General features: G+C 61.5%; 19 protein-coding genes. 17 read left to right on the top strand and 2 right to left on the bottom strand.

Features of this window, described 5'->3' with window-relative positions; all coding sequences use genetic code 11:
* The first annotated feature begins 51 nt into the window (after window positions 1–51).
* Window positions 52–1,059: an alpha/beta hydrolase gene (locus AB0O87_RS00255; RefSeq protein ID WP_363510422.1), complete on the top strand. Its 1,008-nt coding sequence runs from the start codon at window positions 52–54 to the stop codon at window positions 1,057–1,059.
* A gap of 6 nt (window positions 1,060–1,065) precedes the next feature.
* Here AB0O87_RS00255 and AB0O87_RS00250 read toward each other — a convergent pair whose 3' ends face one another.
* Window positions 1,066–1,713, bottom strand: coding sequence for a GntR family transcriptional regulator (locus AB0O87_RS00250; RefSeq protein WP_363510419.1), 648 nt, complete (start codon window positions 1,711–1,713; stop codon window positions 1,066–1,068).
* Window positions 1,714–2,112: 399 nt separating this feature from the next.
* A complete protein-coding gene (locus tag AB0O87_RS00245; protein ID WP_363510417.1) occupies window positions 2,113–2,601 on the bottom strand; it encodes a YajQ family cyclic di-GMP-binding protein in 489 nt (162 codons plus the stop codon).
* 220 nt (window positions 2,602–2,821) lie between these two features.
* On the opposite strand from AB0O87_RS00245, the gene AB0O87_RS00240 reads away from it, so the two are divergent.
* The 16 genes from AB0O87_RS00240 to rplW all read left to right on the top strand — a co-directional run bounded on the left by AB0O87_RS00240 (window position 2,822) and on the right by rplW (window position 17,144).
* The gene (locus tag AB0O87_RS00240; protein WP_363510414.1) at window positions 2,822–4,030 is read left to right on the top strand and encodes a maltose ABC transporter substrate-binding protein; all 1,209 of its coding nucleotides are present in this window, start codon (window positions 2,822–2,824) and stop codon (window positions 4,028–4,030) included.
* Between the two features lie 70 nt (window positions 4,031–4,100).
* On the top strand, window positions 4,101–5,705 hold the full coding sequence (locus tag AB0O87_RS00235; RefSeq protein ID WP_363510412.1) for an ABC transporter permease subunit: 1,605 nt from the start codon (window positions 4,101–4,103) through the stop codon (window positions 5,703–5,705).
* A 1-nt stretch (window position 5,706) separates the two neighbouring features.
* Window positions 5,707–6,615, top strand: coding sequence for a sugar ABC transporter permease (locus AB0O87_RS00230; protein ID WP_363510409.1), 909 nt, complete (start codon window positions 5,707–5,709; stop codon window positions 6,613–6,615).
* Between the two features lie 127 nt (window positions 6,616–6,742).
* Window positions 6,743–6,895, top strand: a complete 153-nt coding sequence (locus AB0O87_RS00225; protein WP_363510406.1) for a hypothetical protein — start codon at window positions 6,743–6,745, stop codon at window positions 6,893–6,895.
* 114 nt (window positions 6,896–7,009) lie between these two features.
* Window positions 7,010–8,065, top strand: coding sequence for an ABC transporter (locus AB0O87_RS00220; RefSeq protein WP_363510403.1), 1,056 nt, complete (start codon window positions 7,010–7,012; stop codon window positions 8,063–8,065).
* A gap of 68 nt (window positions 8,066–8,133) precedes the next feature.
* On the top strand, window positions 8,134–8,562 hold the full coding sequence (locus AB0O87_RS00215) for a hypothetical protein (RefSeq protein ID WP_363510400.1): 429 nt from the start codon (window positions 8,134–8,136) through the stop codon (window positions 8,560–8,562).
* Window positions 8,563–8,669: 107 nt separating this feature from the next.
* Entirely contained in the window at window positions 8,670–9,317 is a 648-nt protein-coding gene (locus tag AB0O87_RS00210; RefSeq protein WP_363510397.1) for a spermidine/putrescine ABC transporter substrate-binding protein, read from the top strand.
* Between the two features lie 222 nt (window positions 9,318–9,539).
* Window positions 9,540–9,908, top strand: a complete 369-nt coding sequence (gene rpsL, locus AB0O87_RS00205) for a 30S ribosomal protein S12 (RefSeq protein WP_042538704.1) — start codon at window positions 9,540–9,542, stop codon at window positions 9,906–9,908.
* Window positions 9,909–9,913: 5 nt separating this feature from the next.
* The gene (gene rpsG, locus AB0O87_RS00200; RefSeq protein ID WP_033106048.1) at window positions 9,914–10,384 is read left to right on the top strand and encodes a 30S ribosomal protein S7; all 471 of its coding nucleotides are present in this window, start codon (window positions 9,914–9,916) and stop codon (window positions 10,382–10,384) included.
* 90 nt (window positions 10,385–10,474) lie between these two features.
* The gene (gene fusA / locus AB0O87_RS00195; protein WP_363510393.1) at window positions 10,475–12,589 is read left to right on the top strand and encodes an elongation factor G; all 2,115 of its coding nucleotides are present in this window, start codon (window positions 10,475–10,477) and stop codon (window positions 12,587–12,589) included.
* Window positions 12,590–12,757: 168 nt separating this feature from the next.
* Window positions 12,758–13,948, top strand: coding sequence for an elongation factor Tu (gene tuf, locus AB0O87_RS00190; protein ID WP_363510390.1), 1,191 nt, complete (start codon window positions 12,758–12,760; stop codon window positions 13,946–13,948).
* A 154-nt stretch (window positions 13,949–14,102) separates the two neighbouring features.
* A complete protein-coding gene (locus AB0O87_RS00185) occupies window positions 14,103–14,315 on the top strand; it encodes a hypothetical protein (RefSeq protein WP_363510388.1) in 213 nt (70 codons plus the stop codon).
* Between the two features lie 846 nt (window positions 14,316–15,161).
* Window positions 15,162–15,470 (top strand): 30S ribosomal protein S10, encoded by a 309-nt coding sequence (gene rpsJ / locus AB0O87_RS00180; protein WP_017201594.1) that lies wholly within the window; start codon window positions 15,162–15,164, stop codon window positions 15,468–15,470.
* 8 nt (window positions 15,471–15,478) lie between these two features.
* Window positions 15,479–16,138 (top strand): 50S ribosomal protein L3, encoded by a 660-nt coding sequence (rplC, locus tag AB0O87_RS00175; RefSeq protein ID WP_363510385.1) that lies wholly within the window; start codon window positions 15,479–15,481, stop codon window positions 16,136–16,138.
* A 2-nt stretch (window positions 16,139–16,140) separates the two neighbouring features.
* A complete protein-coding gene (gene rplD, locus AB0O87_RS00170) occupies window positions 16,141–16,824 on the top strand; it encodes a 50S ribosomal protein L4 (RefSeq protein ID WP_363510382.1) in 684 nt (227 codons plus the stop codon).
* Window positions 16,821–17,144, top strand: coding sequence for a 50S ribosomal protein L23 (gene rplW, locus AB0O87_RS00165; protein WP_053097484.1), 324 nt, complete (start codon window positions 16,821–16,823; stop codon window positions 17,142–17,144). The genes rplD and rplW overlap by 4 nt, the downstream gene beginning before the upstream one ends.
* Window positions 17,145–17,151: the final 7 nt, after the last annotated feature.

The following is a 17,151-nucleotide window of genomic DNA, read 5'->3' as shown; positions in this document are numbered from 1 at the left end:
GTCAGCGCCGTGGAACACCTCGGCTAGCCTGACAGCAGACGGGAGGTGCGGATGTCCACGTGGAGTCCTGACGTACTGGGCGACGAGTTCCAGCAACTCACGCTCGACCTCGGCACAGACGAGCAGGGGCCAGTTGTGGCCACTTTGGTGCGCGCACTCCCGCGGCAACCGAGCTGGTGGGCTCGCGTGAACGGTGACGCGCCGATGCTCGATGGTGTCGACGTGCTCTACATTCACGGCTGGTCCGACTACTTCTTCCAGAAGAGGTTGGCCCGTTTTTGGACCTCGCGGGGAGCCCGGTTCTTTGCACTCGACTTGCGTAAGTACGGTCGCAGCCTGCGCGAATGGCAGACACCGGGCTACATCACCGACCTCGCCATTTATGACGAAGACATCCATGCCGCTTTGACGGCGATGGGGCGCGAGCCTGGTGAGGCCTCGTCGGATCGCCGACTCATTCTGCTGGGGCACTCCACCGGAGGCCTGACGTTGAGCTTGTGGGCTTCACGTCACCCGGGAGCCGCTGACGCACTGATCCTGAACAGCCCATGGTTGGAGTTCCAGTTCGCGCCCGCGAGGGCGGCGATCGCACCGGTAGTGGAGCTCCAGGCCCGGATTTGGCCGATGGAGGCCGCCCCTCAAATTGACCTCGGCTTCTACACGCGCGCCCAGCAGGAGGTGGCCGACGCAGACGATCCGATGGACCCGAATCCCGCGTGGCGACCAGCCCAGACGATGGCGGTCTACGCCGGATGGCTCCACGCTGTTCTGTCCGGTCACAAGGCAGTGGCCTCTGGCCTATCGATCACGGCACCGGTGTGCGTCTTGCTGTCTGCACGGTTCGTCCCGCCAACGCGGTGGTCCCACGACCTCACATCCGCAGACTCTGTACTTGTCGTGGATGACATCGCCAGGGCGGCGCTCCGGCTCGGCCCCAGCGTCACCGTCGAGCGGGTCGACGGCGCACTCCACGACGTCTTTCTTTCGCGCCATGAGGCACGGGAAGAGGCCTATCAGCGGCTGGATCGCTGGGTGACCGGCTGGTCCGCAGTGCTCTGACCCGCTCTAGACGTAGTACATCGCCCGCACGAGGCGCTCAGCATCATCACCATCGCCACGGTAGACCGCGTCACGGAAGTCCACATACACCTGCTGCATCCGCGGGCGATCGGCCGCGAGAACGACCCAATCGCGAAGATTGCGGAACAGCACCATGCTCGCGTCCTCGATCAGGGTTCTGTGTTGCACGTTGCCGCTGTGCTCGCCCAGGTAGGTGAACAGCGCCCAGCGGGCGGTCGAGGTCCTCGGTCCGCTGTCCAGGGCGGCGTACAGGTCGCCGATGAGGCGAACGACGTGCTCACGCTGGGTTGTCGTCAGCCGCGGAACGGCGAGACGGGCGGCGATGGCTGCCTGGTAGCCAGCAAACTCGAGCGACTGTGCGATGGTCTCTGGCGTTACTGCCGTGACCTCGGTGTACCGGCTTGGGTACATCGTGACCATGCCGAGTCGCTCTAAACGCTGAAGAGCTTCGCGAACCGGTGTACGCGACACGTGTAGTTCTTCGGCAACGTCGACGTCGCGAATGCGCTCGCCAGCCGTGAGATCTCCCTCGATGATCTGTCTGCCGATGTGGTGGAAGACTTCTTCGGCCAAGAGCTGCTTGCTCTCGCCGATACTCGTCGATCCGATACTCGTCGATCCGATAGTCCCCATGGATCTTCCCCCAGTTGTCCTTCTACTCCGCGCGACTCACGAGTCACCCGGGAGGGTAACTAAACCATGAAGTTGCGTCGGACGCCAATAAACCCCATCTGATTTCACGAAACGCGTGGGGGCGCGTTCTGAGATTCAGATGGGCTCTGTCTTGCTCGTGGGTTTCCGTGGCCGGCAGATATTCAGGGTCCGCCGACCACGGAGAACGCGCGCGCATGGAACTACCGCGGCCTCGTCCCCACGAGGGCAAGCTCGCAATCCCGAAATCACGGAGCCGTACGACGGCAGTGCGTCACGCGGCGATCGCGTTCTCGGTCGCATTGAGTCGACCGCTTCCAGTCTTAGGTACGTGAACCCATATATCAGTATGCAATCCGTACCTGTGGATACATCTTGTGCTTACCGGTAGTTGATGAACTGCAAGTCGAGGTCGAGATCGGCACCCTTCAGCAGGGTGATCACCGACTGCAGGTCGTCGCGGCTTTTGGACTGTACCCGTAGTTCGTCGCCTTGGATCTGGCTCTTGACGCCCTTCGGGCCCTCATCCCGGATGAGCTTTCCGATCTTCTTGGCGTTCTCTGATGAGATGCCATCTTTGAGAGAAGAAACGATGCGGAACTCCTTGCCGCTAGCGAAGGGGTCTCCCGCTTCGAGGCTCTTCAAGGAGATGCCTCGCTTAATGAGCTTGGTCTGGAACACGTCGAGCACCGCCTTGGCGCGTTCTTCCGTGCTGGCGATGATGAGGATCTGTTCGCCGCTCCAGGCGATCGACGCGCCAGTTCCCTTGAAGTCGTAGCGCTGCTCGACCTCTTTTCGGGCTTGGTTCACGGCGTTCTCTGCCTCTTGGTGGTCCACTTTCGAGACGATGTCAAATGAGCTGTCAGCCATGCCCAAATCTTACTCGGAGCTGGGTGTTTGGTTCCCAGCGGTGCGACGGCCGTCCTTGGAATGGCGCGCATGGAAGCGTTTTCAGCTCGATCGTCTCGATGCCACACTGTCACAGCTTGATATCGAGGTCGCTTTCCGTTGCAAATCTCGTCAATTTCAATGCATACTGTAAGCGCTTGCAGTACTTGCAGGTGATCAGCACTGAGAGAGGCACACACCAATGAAGGTGAACAAGAGAGGGATCGTCGCCGCAGGCGCCATCGCTATCGTTTCGACTCTGACGCTCGCCGGCTGCTCCACCGGGGCCAGCAACGACGACACCTCCGGCTCCGAGGGAGGCGGCACGCTGACTGTATGGGTCGACGCAGAGCGCGTCGACGCTCTTCAGGGAGCAGCGGACTCCTACGAAGACAAAACAGGGGTCACGGTCGACCTCGTCGGTAAGTCAGTCGACGACATGAAAGACGACTTCATTCAGCAGGTCCCCACAGGCAAGGGTCCTGACGTCGTGATGGGCGCGCACGACTGGCTGGGGGAGCTCTCCACGAACGGTGTTGTTGCGCCGATCGAGCTCGGCGACAGCACAGGAGATTACCTCGACGTTGCCCTGCAGGCGGCGACCTACGATGGCACCGTCTACATGCTCCCGTACGCGGTCGAGAACATCGCGGTTCTGCGGAACGCGGATCTTGTCCCCGCTGCGCCGAGCAGCTTCGACGACATGATCTCCCAGGGCACGTTCGTCGTAGAGCAGGGCACTGAAGGAAATCCGTACCACCTGTACCCGTTCCAGACGGCGTTCGGCGCCCCGGTGTTTGGCACTGACGACTCCGGGAGTTACGACGCCACCGACCTCCAGCTCGGCAACGAGGGTGGCTTCACCTTCGCAGAGTGGTTGGGCGAGCAGGGAGCTGCCGGCGTCCTGAACACCGACATCGACGGCGAGATTGCGAAGCAACAGTTCCTTGACGGTACCGCTGCGTTCTGGCTCACAGGGCCGTGGAACGTGGGCGCGGCTGTCGACGCCGGCATCAACGTGGCGATCGATCCAGTGCCGAGCCCCACCGCAGAGACAGCTTCTCCGTTTGCGGGCGTCAAGGGTTTCTTCGTCAGCTCTGAGTCGAAGAACAAGGTTGCAGCGAACGACTTCCTCGTCAACTACATCGGTACCGAAGACGTTCAGCTTTCCCTGTTCGAGGCAGGCAACATCCTGCCCGCGCTGACAGCAGCGGCTGACTCTGCAGCATCTGACCCGATCATCGCTGGCTTCCAGGCTGTCGGTGAGGAGGCAGTGCCCATGCCGGCGATCCCGGCAATGGGCTCGGTCTGGCAGTTCTGGGGCATCGCAGAGGCAGCGATCATCAACGGAGAAGACCCCACGACCACGTGGCAGAAGCTCGTTGACGACGTAACCGCCGCGATCAAGTAACCACGACCGCATCGCTCCTTGGCTGGGTGGGCTTCGCGGCCCACCCAGCCAAGATCATGACGAGGACGACATGACAGAAACAGTCGAGCGCACCGCTCCGCCGACAAAACGCCAACGCCAGGCCACAAAGATCGCAGAGGCAGCGTCGGGCCCCCTTGGCTGGATCCTGCTGAAGATCTTGCTGCTCGCCATTGTCGACGCGGTCGCGCTCTACGCCGTCTTCGTGCTTGCCGCGAACCGGGAGTGGTTGGTTCTCGGCATTGTCGTGGCAGTCGCCGTCCTCGTCAACTACATCTATTTCTCCCGCAAACGCATCGCAGCGAAGTACCTCACCCCCGGAATCATCTTCCTCATCATCTTCCAGGTGTTTACGCTGCTCTACACGGGCTATATCGGGTTCACCAACTACGGCACCGGCCACAATGGGACCAAGGATCAAGCGATCTCCTCACTCCTGGCCTCTGCACAGGAACGGGTCGAAGACTCCCCGAGCTACCCCGTGACGGTGGTCGAGCAATTCGGCACCTATGGCCTGCTCGCAACTGACCCTGATTCCGGGGATGCTCTGCTGGGTACTGCCGAACAGCCTCTGCAAGAGGTCGATGCTGAGTTCGATAACGGGCAAGCCGTCGCGGTCGATGGGTGGACCACGCTGCCATTGGCGACTGTGTTCACGCTTTCCGAGGAACTCGCAGATCTCTCCGTCCCTTTTAGTGACGATCCCAATGAAGGCAGCCTGCGCGCGCCGGATGGGCAGAAGGGCTACCTGTACGTCTCGACGCTGGCGTACGACGAGTCGGCAGACACCATCACTGATACCCGAACGGGAACCGTCTACGCCGATACGGGGGAGGGGGCGTTCACTGCCGACGATGGGGAGCAGCTGCTCCCAGGGTGGCAAACCACTGTCGGCTTCGACAACTTCGTTCGTGCGGTCACCGACTCATCCATTCGCGGGCCGCTCATCTCGGTCACTCTGTGGACCTTCGCCTTCGCCTTCATCTCGGTGGCGACGACATTCTTCCTCGGTCTCCTGCTGGCGTTGGTCTTCAACAACACGCGGATGCGGTTCCGCAATGGGTATCGGATCATCCTGATCCTTCCGTACGCGTTCCCGATGTTCCTCTCGGCGTTGGTGTGGGCAGGCATGATGAATGAGAGCTTCGGTTTCATCAACCAGGTGATCTTCGGCGGAGCTTCTATTCCCTGGCTGACGGATCCAAATCTCGCGAAGTTCTCCGTGCTGTTGGTGAATCTCTGGCTCGGTTTCCCCTACATGTTCCTGGTGTGCATGGGGGCCTTGCAGGGTATTCCGGAGGATGTGAACGAGGCAGCTGTTATGGACGGTGCCAATCCGTGGCAGGTCTTCCGTCGGATCAAGCTTCCGTTGTTGCTTGTGACGGTTGCGCCCCTGCTCATCTCATCGTTCGCCTTCAACTTCAACAATTTCAATCTGATCTACATGTTGACCAAGGGTGGGCCGAGGTTTACCGACGCCTCAATCCCTGTCGGGCACACCGACATCTTGATCTCGATGGTTTACAAGGTGGCCTTTACGGGACAAACCCGCGACTACGGTCTCGCATCTGCGTTCACTATTTTGATCTTCATCGTGGTCGCGGCAATCTCGATCATCAGCTTCCGCAAGACCAAAGCCCTCGAGGAGCTGAACTGAGATGAGTACGGCTATTCCTGCCACCGAAGAGCAGATTCGCGTGTTGCGCCGACGGAGCTTCGGCACCTGGTTTGCCGACACGGGGTGGCGACACCTCGTGGCGGTGCTCGCGAGCGCGTTCGCCCTCTTCCCCCTGCTGTACGTCTTCTCTGCATCCTTGAACCCGCAGGGGACGCTGACTGGATCAAACCAGCTCTTCTCGGCGATCGGGATCGACAGCTATGTTCGAATCCTCAGCGACCCGCAGAACCCCTACGGCACCTGGTTCTTCAATACGCTCCTGATCGCCGTTGTCACAGGAGCTGCGACCGTGTTCATCGGCGCGTGCGCTGCGTATGCCTTCTCGCGTATGCGGTTCGCAGGACGCCGTGTCGGGCTCGTCACCATCGTGGTTGTGCAGATGTTTCCGCAACTGCTGGCAGTGGTGGCTATCTTCCTGCTGATGTCGACGCTGGGGGACTGGTTCCCCGCGATCGGGCTCAACACCCACACTGGATTGATCATGGTGTATCTCGGGGGTGCTCTCGGTGTGAACACCTACCTGATGTACGGGTTCTTCAACACCATCCCGAAAGAGATCGATGAGGCAGCTCGCATCGATGGTGCGGGTCATGCACGCATTTTCTTCACAATCATTCTGCGGCTCGTGTCGCCCATCCTTGCCGTGGTGGGGCTCCTTTCTTTCATCGGCACAGTGAACGAATATGTCGTCGCGAGTGTGATGTTGGTCGACGTAGAACAGCAGACGCTCGTCGTCGGACTCACCAAGCTTGTTGCCAACCCTCGTTACGCGGACTGGTCAGCGTTTTCTGCGGGGGCGGTGATGGCAGCGATCCCTGTGATGATCCTGTTCCTCTTCTTGCAGAAATACATCGTCGGAGGCTTGACCGCCGGAGCGACGAAGGGCTGAGTGGTGCCGTCGTCGTAGCGCCGGTTGTTGCTGCCATAATCGCGAGCACATCCACGAGATACGACAGCACGGAGCGCGATGCGGCGTTGCTCCCGACGTCTGTGTTGTTCGGCCGTAGCGTTGAGGCATGGCACGTGTGGCTGGGCGCAATCTCGCGATGAGCTGGTTTGTGGGCATCGTGTGCGCCGTCGTTGTCGGTGTGCTCGTGTGGCTGGCCCTTCCGCTGTTGCCGGTGCTTGCCGAGCTTGCGGGTGAGGTATTGCGCAACGCACTTCCTTGATATCCCGCAGAGACGGCCGCTCCTGCGTATGGCGACACGTCGGCATGCCTGCGACAGCGGTCGATTGCGCGGCGGTACCCTCAAGATGCACACATCCGATGAGAGGCGCACCCCATGAGTGACCCCGACGTTCCCCAGCCCGAGAAGCCGGCTGACGTTGACGACGTCGTCGGCAGCGCGAACGCCGGCCTTGACGCCGCCGCCGCCGCAAGTGCGGAAGTTCCCGGCGCAGCTGAGACGCCAGAAGGTGAGACGCGAGACGCGGCTGCCGACGCGAAGGCCGATGCTGACCTCGCAGCCTTCGAGGCAGCAGAGCGCGACCATCCAGGCACTTTTGCGCCGCCGCCTCCCGCCGCTGACTCTGCACCGGTCGAGGAGCCTCGAGTCTGGGCAGACGAGCCGCGCGATGACGTACTGGCAGCAGCTGCACCAGTGAGCGAAGAGAGCATCGACTACGCCGCGCACAGCGACACCGCATACAGCGACACCGCATACAGCGATACCGCGTACAGCAATAGCGCGTCGCCCGCGAGCGCCTCCGGTGACAACGCGGAGACGCGTGTTGTGCCGGCCGAGCCATTGGTAGCGTCGGCCGCCGCCCAGCCTCAGCCCATCTTCGTGCAGGCTCCTGAGCCGCCGCGTGATCGCGGAAACCGCGGCATGGCCGGCGCCGTCGGTTTGCTCGCCACGCTGGTATTCGCCGTGCTCTACCTGGGAGCGGCCCTCGGGCTTGCTGCCATCGCCGGTGATGTGAGCGGCGAGAACATCGGAGAGGCAGCACTCGCTCCGTTGACCACGTGGGGCTACTGGACGCCGGTCGTTGTCTTCTTCCTTGGTTTCTGGCTGCTGGGCGCGGTCATCAACCGCGGACGCTGGGGCCTTTGGGTCGTCTTCGGCATCGTCGTCGGTGTCATCGCCTATGCGGGGCATATCCTCGGTCAGCTCTTCGAGGCGCCGTTCTGGAAGCTCACCGCATCGCAGGGGCTCGACCTGGTCGGTGAGCAGCTTCTCGCTCCGCTGGCGATCGCCGCCTTCGTCTTCGCACGTGAGCTGACCATCTGGTTCGGTGCGTGGGTTGCTCGAAGCGGTGCTCGCAAGATCGAGCTGAACGCCGAAGCTCAGCGCGAATACGAGCGCACGCTCGAAGCCGGCCCTACGCTGTCGAGGTAATTACGAACTCCACAACGCCAAACCCCCGCGGGCCTGAGTCCGCGGGGGTTTCGGCTGTCCTTGCGGTAGTGCTCGCGACCATCAGTTTCTTCGCGCTCGCGATCTTCGGACTGGGTGCCGTGAGCGTGGCGACCGATGCCGACATCATCGCGGTGCCGGGTCTCGGCCAGGCGCCGGGAATCATTGGCATGCTCATGGCCGCAACAGTGTTTGCTCTCCTGCTCTGGGCGAAGGTGCGCAAGCCACATCCTTCATATGTGGCGAGTGTGTCGATCGGTTTGTTTGCGGGGCTTGCCCACCTCGTAGCGGTGTGGTGCACCGTTTTGTTCACTACAGGCGGCGTCGTTCTTGCCACAGCGGTAGCGGGGGATCTCGTGCGCGGCGGTGCGAGTGCGGTTTTGGTGCTTGCTGCTGCGATTGCGGGGTGGGGTGGGATTGCACTTCGTCGCACACGTGCGAGCGCGCCGCGTTGGCCGTGGGAGAACGACGACGAGTAGCGTGCCGCGCACGTGACGCCTCACGGCGCCGCTCGATCCGTGCAAATCGCCCCGCCGATGCGAGCGAAATCGCGGCAGAGATTGACGCCGCGCCGTACCCTTGAACGGTGGAGCGTTCGCTAGAGACGCAGGTCGACCAGGCTGTGGAGGCTTGGTTGCGTTGGGTGCCGCGCTGGGAGCCGGCCACTCATCGCGGTCGTGTCGCGCCTTGCCGTCGCTGCCTCGGATCTCCGATTCTCTCTGCTGCCGGAATCGGAGCCAACACTCCTCATGGCGTGCAACATGGCCTCTCCACTCGGATGAAGACAATCGTCGATCACGCGGTCGCGGACTATACGGCCAGAAACCTGCCCATGCTGCAGCGTGAGCTGGATCACCAGGCGGCGCGCAATCGTGCGCGAAGCTACCGGCCTGCCGAAGACCTCGACCCAGAGTTTGACGGCCTGCCGCTTGATCCTGAGCCCGTGCCAGGAGCACCGTTCTTGTTCACGATCGCCGGGCTGGCAGACGAGTCGGCGGCGGCACTGCCCGCACTGCCACCGCTGACGGAAGAGGCGAAAGCGGCTCTGCGGCAGGAGGTCGCGCTCGCAGACGAGTTTGCGAACATGGTCGGGCGTGAGATCTGCGGCATGCTGTTGCGGCACCGAATCTATATTCAAGCGGCGATTTCACAGCATGTGGAACCACAGATTGAAGCGTTGCTCGCAGAACTCACTGATTCTCTTGACTCGCCCTTCGACCCTGAGGCGCCTTAGCCGCCGATCTAATAGGTAGCGCTCATTTGACCGCTACGCGAAGCCGCATTACAGTTAGTCAGGTGTGTGTACGCCTCGGCGTGCGCGCTGGGCGCTGGCTCCATGGCCGGTTTGCCCCCACGGCATACCCACCACACCAAAAGTCCGTCTGTTCAGGCGTGCCGGTGGGTCATGATGTGAAACCCATCACGCTGTCACCGTGCAGCATTATGAGGAGAGAACGTGCCAACTATTCAGCAGTTGGTTCGCAAGGGTCGCTCGCCCAAGGTCACCAAGACCAAGGCGCCAGCACTCAAGTCGAACCCGCAGCAGGCCGGGGTATGCACCCGCGTCTACACCACTACCCCGAAGAAGCCGAACTCGGCGATGCGTAAGGTCGCTCGTGTCAAGCTTCGCAACGGCACTGAGGTCACCGCGTACATCCCCGGTGAGGGACACAACCTGCAGGAGCACTCCTTGGTGCTCGTTCGTGGCGGTCGTGTCAAGGACCTCCCCGGTGTGCGTTACAAAATCGTCCGCGGCGCCCTGGACACCCAGGCAGTCAAGAACCGTAAGCAGGCTCGTTCCCTGTACGGCGCGAAGAAGGGTTGAGTTAAATGCCTCGTAAAGGTCCAGCCCCGAAGCGCCCCGTCGTCAACGACCCGGTATACGGCGCTCCCATTGTCACCTCGCTGGTGAACAAGATTCTTGTTGACGGCAAGAAGTCCTTGGCAGAGTCGATCGTCTACGGTGCCCTCCGCGGTGTCGAGGCGAAGAACAGCCAGGACGCTGTCGCCACGCTCAAGAAGGCGCTCGACAACGTGCGCCCGACTCTTGAGGTTCGCAGCCGCCGTGTTGGTGGCTCGACGTACCAGGTTCCGGTCGAGGTCAAGCCTCACCGCGCCAACACGCTCGCTCTGCGTTGGCTCGTGAGCTACGCAAAGGGTCGTCGTGAAAAGACGATGACTGAGCGTCTGCAGAACGAGATTCTCGACGCGTCGAACGGCCTTGGTGCCGCGGTCAAGCGCCGCGAAGACACCCACAAGATGGCCGAGTCGAACCGCGCGTTCGCTCACTACCGCTGGTAAACCGTAGGCAGGCTCAGAAACGCATCTGCTTTTCTGAGCCTGCCACCCCCTCTTCGCAGTACGAATACTCGAAACGATAAGGACACTCCTGTGGCACAAGACGTGCTCACGGACCTGAACAAGGTCCGCAATATCGGCATCATGGCGCACATCGATGCCGGCAAGACCACGACGACCGAGCGCATCCTGTTCTACACGGGTGTCAACCACAAGCTCGGCGAGACGCACGATGGCGCCTCGACCACCGACTGGATGGAGCAGGAGAAAGAGCGCGGCATTACGATCACGTCTGCCGCCGTGACCTGCTACTGGAACAAGAACCAGATCAACATCATTGACACGCCTGGCCACGTGGACTTCACGGTTGAGGTGGAGCGTTCGCTCCGCGTCCTCGACGGTGCCGTCGCCGTGTTCGATGGCAAGGAGGGCGTTGAGCCCCAGTCTGAGACCGTTTGGCGTCAGGCCGACAAGTACAACGTCCCGCGCATCTGCTTCGTCAACAAGATGGACAAGCTCGGCGCTGACTTCTACTTCACTGTCGACACCATCATCAACCGCCTCGGTGCCAAGCCGCTCGTGATCCAGCTGCCTATCGGCGCGGAGAACGACTTCATCGGTGTTATCGACCTCGTCGAGATGCGGGCCCTCGTTTGGGCCGGTGACTCGAAGGGTGACGTCACCATGGGCGCCTCATACGAGGTTCGTGAGATTCCGGAAGACCTCAAGGAAAAGGCGGACTCTTACCGTCAGCAGCTCCTTGAGACTGTCGCCGAAACTGACGATGCTCTGCTGGAGAAGTTCTTCGGTGGCGAAGAGCTCACGGTCGCCGAGATCAAGGGCGCTATCCGTAAGCTCACGGTCGCTTCCGAGATCTACCCGGTGCTGTGTGGCTCGGCGTTCAAGAACCGTGGCGTTCAGCCGATGCTCGACGCCGTCGTCGATTACCTCCCGAACCCGCTCGACGTGGGCTCGATCGAGGCGCACGACCCCAAGGACTACGACACGATCATCGAGCGTCACCCCGACGCGAACGACCCGTTCGCTGCTCTGGCGTTCAAGGTTGCGGTGCACCCGTTCTTCGGTCGCCTCACCTACGTTCGCGTGTACTCCGGACAGCTGGACTCCGGCTCCGCGGTCATCAACTCGACCAAGGGCAAGAAGGAGCGCATCGGAAAGATTTTCCAGATGCACGCCAACAAGGAGATCCCGGTTCCCTCGGTTACTGCCGGAAACATCTACGCCGTTATCGGTCTGAAGGACACCACCACCGGTGACACCCTGACCGACCCGACGTCGCCGGTCGTCCTCGAGTCGATGACCTTCCCAGAGCCGGTCATCGAGGTCGCTATCGAGCCGAAGACCAAGGCTGACCAGGAGAAGCTGGGTGTCGCCATCCAGAAGCTCGCTGAGGAAGACCCGACGTTCCGCACCGAACTCAACCCCGAGACTGGTCAGACGACCATCAAGGGAATGGGCGAGCTGCACCTCGACATCCTCGTGGATCGTATGAAGCGCGAGTTCAACGTTGAGGCCAACGTCGGAAAGCCCCAGGTCGCGTACCGCGAGACGATCAAGAAGACCGTCGAGAAGCACGATTACACCCACAAGAAGCAGACGGGTGGATCGGGTCAGTTCGCGAAGATCCAGTTCAACATCGAGCCGCTTGACCTCGACTCCGAGAACACCTACGAGTTCGTGAACGCCGTCACCGGTGGTCGCATTCCTCGTGAGTACATCGGATCGATTGACGCTGGTTTCCAGGACGGTATGGCAGTCGGCGTGCTCGCCGGCTACCCGATCGTCGGCGTGAAGGCGACCATCGTTGATGGTGCGGCTCACGACGTTGACTCTTCGGAAATGGCGTTCAAGATTGCCGGATCGATGGGCTTCAAGGAAGCTCTTCGTCGGGCAAACCCGGTGATCCTCGAGCCGCTGATGGCGGTTGAGGTTCGTACTCCTGAGGAGTACATGGGTGACGTCATCGGTGACCTGAACTCGCGTCGCGGCCAGATCCAGTCGATGGAAGACGCTGCTGGCGTCAAGGTCGTCCGGGCGCACGTCCCGCTGTCCGAAATGTTCGGTTACATCGGTGACCTTCGCTCGAAGACTTCGGGTCGCGCCGTCTACTCGATGGAGTTCAACAGCTACGCTGAGGTTCCCCGCGCGGTAGCCGACGAAATCGTCCAGAAGAACCAGGGCGAGTAGCTAATTTTTCTGGGTTCCCGCGGCGTCTAGCACCGCAAAGCGCCGCGGGTTCCCAGGTCCCCTACAACTTCACATTCCCTCTCTACTAAACTGAGAACCTAACCCGTAGAGAACCGGTCGCAAACCAGTGCCCGGTCACCTTTACAACGACGTCCTGAGGAGGACCCAGTGGCTAAGGCCAAGTTCGAGCGGACCAAGCCGCACGTCAACATCGGAACAATCGGTCACGTCGACCACGGCAAGACCACGCTCTCCGCAGCGATCTCGAAGGTGCTTGCTGACAAGTTCCCGTCCGACACCAACGTGCAGCGTGACTTCGCTTCCATCGACTCGGCGCCGGAAGAGCGCCAGCGTGGAATCACCATTAACATCTCGCACATCGAGTACGAGACCCCCAAGCGCCACTACGCGCACGTTGACGCACCCGGCCACGCCGACTACGTCAAGAACATGATCACCGGTGCAGCTCAGATGGACGGCGCGATCCTCGTGGTCGCCGCTACTGACGGCCCGATGGCTCAGACGCGTGAGCACGTGCTGCTCGCCAAGCAGGTTGGCGTTCCGTACCTTCTGGTTGCGCTGAACAAGAGCGACATGGTCGAGGACGAGGAGATCCTGGAGCTCGTTGAGCTCGAGGTTTCCGAGCTGCTCGAGTCGCAGGGCTTCGACGAGAACGCTCCTGTCGTTCGCGTTTCCGCTCTGAAGGCGCTCGAGGGCGACGAGAAGTGGGTCCAGTCGATCCTGGACCTCATGGACGCTGTCGACTCGAACGTTCCTGACCCGGTACGCGACAAGGACAAGCCGTTCCTCATGCCGGTCGAGGACGTCTTCACGATCACTGGTCGTGGAACCGTCGTCACGGGCCGCGCCGAGCGTGGCACGCTGGCCATCAACTCTGAGGTCGAGATCGTTGGACTCCGTCCGACCGTCAAGACCACGGTCACGGGTATCGAGATGTTCCACAAGCAGCTCGACGAGGCATGGGCCGGCGAGAACTGTGGTCTCCTGCTCCGTGGCACGAAGCGTGAAGACGTTGAGCGCGGTCAGGTTATCGTCAAGCCGGGTTCGGTTACGCCGCACACCGACTTCGCCGGTACTGCGTACATCCTTTCCAAGGATGAGGGTGGGCGTCACAACCCGTTCTACACGAACTACCGCCCGCAGTTCTACTTCCGTACCACCGACGTCACCGGCGTCATCACGCTGCCTGAGGGCACCGAGATGGTTATGCCCGGCGACACCACCGACATCACGGTCGAGCTGATTCAGCCGATCGCGATGGAGGACGGCCTCGGCTTCGCCATCCGTGAGGGTGGACGTACCGTTGGTGCTGGAACGGTGACGAAGATCATCAAGTAAGCATCTGCTTCCTTGCAAAGGGGTCGAGCCTTCGGGCTCGGCCCCTTTGTTGTTGTTGCTGCAGGGGTGGCGCTACCCATTCCTCCTGTGGACGGGCACAATGAATGTGATTCATCCGAGCGGGCGCTGGCTGGCCCACATGAAAGGGGTACGCATGGGTATCGATGATGCTCTCAACAAGGGCAAGGACTTGTACGAGCAGAACAAGGACAAGATCGCGGAGGTAGTAAAGAGCGATCAGGCGGAGGACATCAGCGACAAGGTGCTCGACGGCGTCGCCGACTTCGCGAAGCGACTCGCTCCAGGAGCTGCAGACAAGATTGATGAGATTCGGGACACCGCAGACAAGGAAATCGGCAACGAGTAGCTTGTTTCGCGAATTCGAGTGGCGTCCTGTTGTGGGATGCCACTCGAATTTCTCCTTCGATAGGCGTTTCTGTAGACGAACGTCAACACAGCTCTGGCGGATCCACCACCGTATCGAGTAGCATGATGTAGACCGCCTGGGGATCTTGCGGTCGGGAACGCCGAAGGGGTTCGGCCTTCCGTAATACGCGGTTTTCCGCGATCAATCTGGGGATATGCGATTTTGGGGATCATCGTACGACGCGTGCACTCGTTGCGCCTGAGCGTCATCCTGCCTGCACGGCGGCTTCGTCGCCGTGCCCTTGAACGAGGTGTTCGGCGTCCCTTCACGCTGAACTCCTCGCGTTCGGTGTGCCCCCTCGCACTGAACGCCCTCCCCAAGCGGGGCGAGGCATGGGGATGCCTCGCCCCGCTATCCTCATCTCTCTGACGCGGTTTTGGCATCAGCGATGCGGCAGACACGCGGGCGCGACACGCCCGGGTTTGCGCAAGTGAAATCCGCCGTGGCAGAATAGACAGGTTCGATATTTCGTTGCCGCTGTGCGTGCGACGGATCACTGCCAGGGCAGTGCATAGACGGCGTCACCACATGGATGGCGCAGGGTTCTAGGCCGCGGGTAGCAGAGCAACAACCCGACACTCTTCATTGCAAGTGCCTCTGGCGTGCGCGGGAGAGGGTCGGCATCCGGTCGCTTCATAGCGTTCGGCTGACAGAAAAACAGTGGTGCAGCAGATCGGCTCGTAAGGGTCGTTCTCGTGCCGAGGCGCGAACAGCGCCGACGTGCGTCCAATGCCCCAGGGCCACCCGGCCCAGGACGGTAAGACGCTTAAAGAGAGAGAGCAGACAATGGCGGGACAGAAGATCCGCATTCGCCTGAAGTCGTATGACCACGAGGTCATCGACACGTCCGCACGCAAGATCGTCGACACCGTAACCCGTGCGGGTGCGACTGTCGTCGGACCCGTGCCACTTCCGACCGAGAAAAACGTCGTATGTGTCATCCGGTCACCGCACAAGTACAAGGACAGCCGCGAGCACTTTGAGATGCGCACCCACAAGCGTCTGATCGACATTGTCGACCCGACGCCCAAGGCCGTCGACTCGCTGATGCGCCTTGACCTGCCGGCCGATGTCAACATCGAGATCAAGCTCTGAGGTTCGACATGGCTGACATCAACTCCAAGATTTCCAAGGGCATGCTGGGCACGAAGCTCGGTATGACTCAGGTGTGGAACGAAAGCGGCAAGCTTGTTCCCGTCACCGTGATTGAGCTGGCACCGAACGTGGTCACCCAGGTCCGCACGCCCGAGAAGGACGGCTACAACGCCGTGCAGATCGCGTATGGCCAGATTGACCCGCGCAAGGTGAACAAGCCCCGCTCGGCACACTTCGAGGCAGCAGGCGTTACGCCGCGCCGTCACGTCACCGAGATCCGCACCGCGGACGCCGGCGACTACAACCTGGGCCAGGAGCTCACGGTTGACGGAACCTTCGAAGCAGGCCAGCTCGTCGACGTCGTCGGCACGAGCAAGGGTAAGGGCTTCGCCGGTGTCATGAAGCGTCACAACTTCAAGGGCGTCTCCGCTTCGCACGGTTCACACCGCAACCACCGCAAGCCCGGCTCGATCGGCGCATCGTCGACCCCGAGCCGCGTCTTCAAGGGCATGCGCATGGCCGGCCGTATGGGTGGCGAGCGCGTGACCGTCCTCAACCTCACGGTGCACGCCGTCGACATCGAGAAGGGTCTGCTGCTCGTCAAGGGCGCCGTCCCCGGTGCACGTGGCCGCATCGTTTACGTCCGCAACGCAGTGAAGGGTGCCTGATCATGGCTGACTCGACTCTCGCGCTCGACGTCCTCAAGGCAGACGGCAAGAAGGCTGGCTCGATCGAGCTTCCTGCCGCGCTGTTCGACGTCAAGACGAACATTCCCCTTATCCACCAGGTCGTCGTCGCACAGCTTGCGGCGGCTCGCCAGGGCACGCACTCGACCAAGCGTCGTGGCGAGGTCTCCGGTGCTGGCCGCAAGCCCTTCAAGCAGAAGGGCACGGGTAACGCCCGTCAGGGTTCTATCCGCGCGCCGCACATGACCGGTGGTGGCATCGTGCACGGGCCGAAGCCGCGCGACTACTCGCAGCGCACGCCCAAGAAGATGATTGCGGCCGCCCTGCTGGGCGCGCTGAGCGATCGCTTCCGCGGTGACCGTATCCACGTCATCGAGTCCTTCGGGATCAACGGTGCGCCTTCGACCAAGACCGCGGTGAGCTTCCTGTCCACCGTCGCCTCGTCGAAGAACGTGCTTGTTGTCATCGAGCGGGGCGACGACGTGACGCTGAAGAGCATCCGCAACTTGGATCACCTTCACGTGCTGACGTTCGATCAGCTCAACGCCTACGACGTTCTCGTCTCTGACGACATCGTCTTCACCCAGGCCGCTCTCGAGAGCTTCGTTTCGACGAAGATGAACTCACGCATCGCGAGCAAGGCTGCCAACCAGGAGGTCTCCGCATGAGCGAGCAGGCATCTGTTCTCCAGACGGCCCTGAACAAGGACCCGCGCGACGTCATCCTGAAGCCGGTCGTGTCTGAGAAGAGCTACGGTCTCATTGACGAAGGCAAGTACACCTTCCTCGTTGACCCGCGCGCCTCGAAGACCGAGATCAAGCTCGCTATCGAGAAGATCTTCGGCGTCAAGGTCGCTGGGGTCAACACCCTCAACCGCGTCGGCAAGGCTCGCCGCACCCGCTTCGGCACCGGAAAGCGCAAGGACACCAAGCGCGCCATCGTGACCCTGAAGTCGGGCACCATCGACATCTTCACGGCAATCGGCTGATCCGGGG

The organism is Microbacterium sp. NPDC076768 (genome assembly GCF_040687205.1).
Lineage (GTDB): Bacteria > Actinomycetota > Actinomycetes > Actinomycetales > Microbacteriaceae > Microbacterium.
The sequence above is the reverse complement of the archived record's forward strand: the minus strand, read 5'-3'. Positions and strand labels throughout refer to the sequence as shown.

Bases quoted from the DNA above. Each gene is read 5' to 3' on its own strand.
- AB0O87_RS00255 (WP_363510422.1), top strand. From the start codon at position 52: ATGTCCACGTGGAGTCCTGACGTACTGGGCGACGAGTTCCAGCAACTC.
- AB0O87_RS00250 (WP_363510419.1), bottom strand. From the start codon at position 1,713: ATGGGGACTATCGGATCGACGAGTATCGGATCGACGAGTATCGGCGAG.
- AB0O87_RS00245 (WP_363510417.1), bottom strand. From the start codon at position 2,601: ATGGCTGACAGCTCATTTGACATCGTCTCGAAAGTGGACCACCAAGAG.
- AB0O87_RS00240 (WP_363510414.1), top strand. From the start codon at position 2,822: ATGAAGGTGAACAAGAGAGGGATCGTCGCCGCAGGCGCCATCGCTATC.
- AB0O87_RS00235 (WP_363510412.1), top strand. From the start codon at position 4,101: ATGACAGAAACAGTCGAGCGCACCGCTCCGCCGACAAAACGCCAACGC.
- AB0O87_RS00230 (WP_363510409.1), top strand. From the start codon at position 5,707: ATGAGTACGGCTATTCCTGCCACCGAAGAGCAGATTCGCGTGTTGCGC.
- AB0O87_RS00225 (WP_363510406.1), top strand. From the start codon at position 6,743: ATGGCACGTGTGGCTGGGCGCAATCTCGCGATGAGCTGGTTTGTGGGC.
- AB0O87_RS00220 (WP_363510403.1), top strand. From the start codon at position 7,010: ATGAGTGACCCCGACGTTCCCCAGCCCGAGAAGCCGGCTGACGTTGAC.
- rpsG (WP_033106048.1), top strand. From the start codon at position 9,914: ATGCCTCGTAAAGGTCCAGCCCCGAAGCGCCCCGTCGTCAACGACCCG.
- AB0O87_RS00185 (WP_363510388.1), top strand. From the start codon at position 14,103: ATGGGTATCGATGATGCTCTCAACAAGGGCAAGGACTTGTACGAGCAG.
- rpsJ (WP_017201594.1), top strand. From the start codon at position 15,162: ATGGCGGGACAGAAGATCCGCATTCGCCTGAAGTCGTATGACCACGAG.
- rplC (WP_363510385.1), top strand. From the start codon at position 15,479: ATGGCTGACATCAACTCCAAGATTTCCAAGGGCATGCTGGGCACGAAG.
- rplD (WP_363510382.1), top strand. From the start codon at position 16,141: ATGGCTGACTCGACTCTCGCGCTCGACGTCCTCAAGGCAGACGGCAAG.
- rplW (WP_053097484.1), top strand. From the start codon at position 16,821: ATGAGCGAGCAGGCATCTGTTCTCCAGACGGCCCTGAACAAGGACCCG.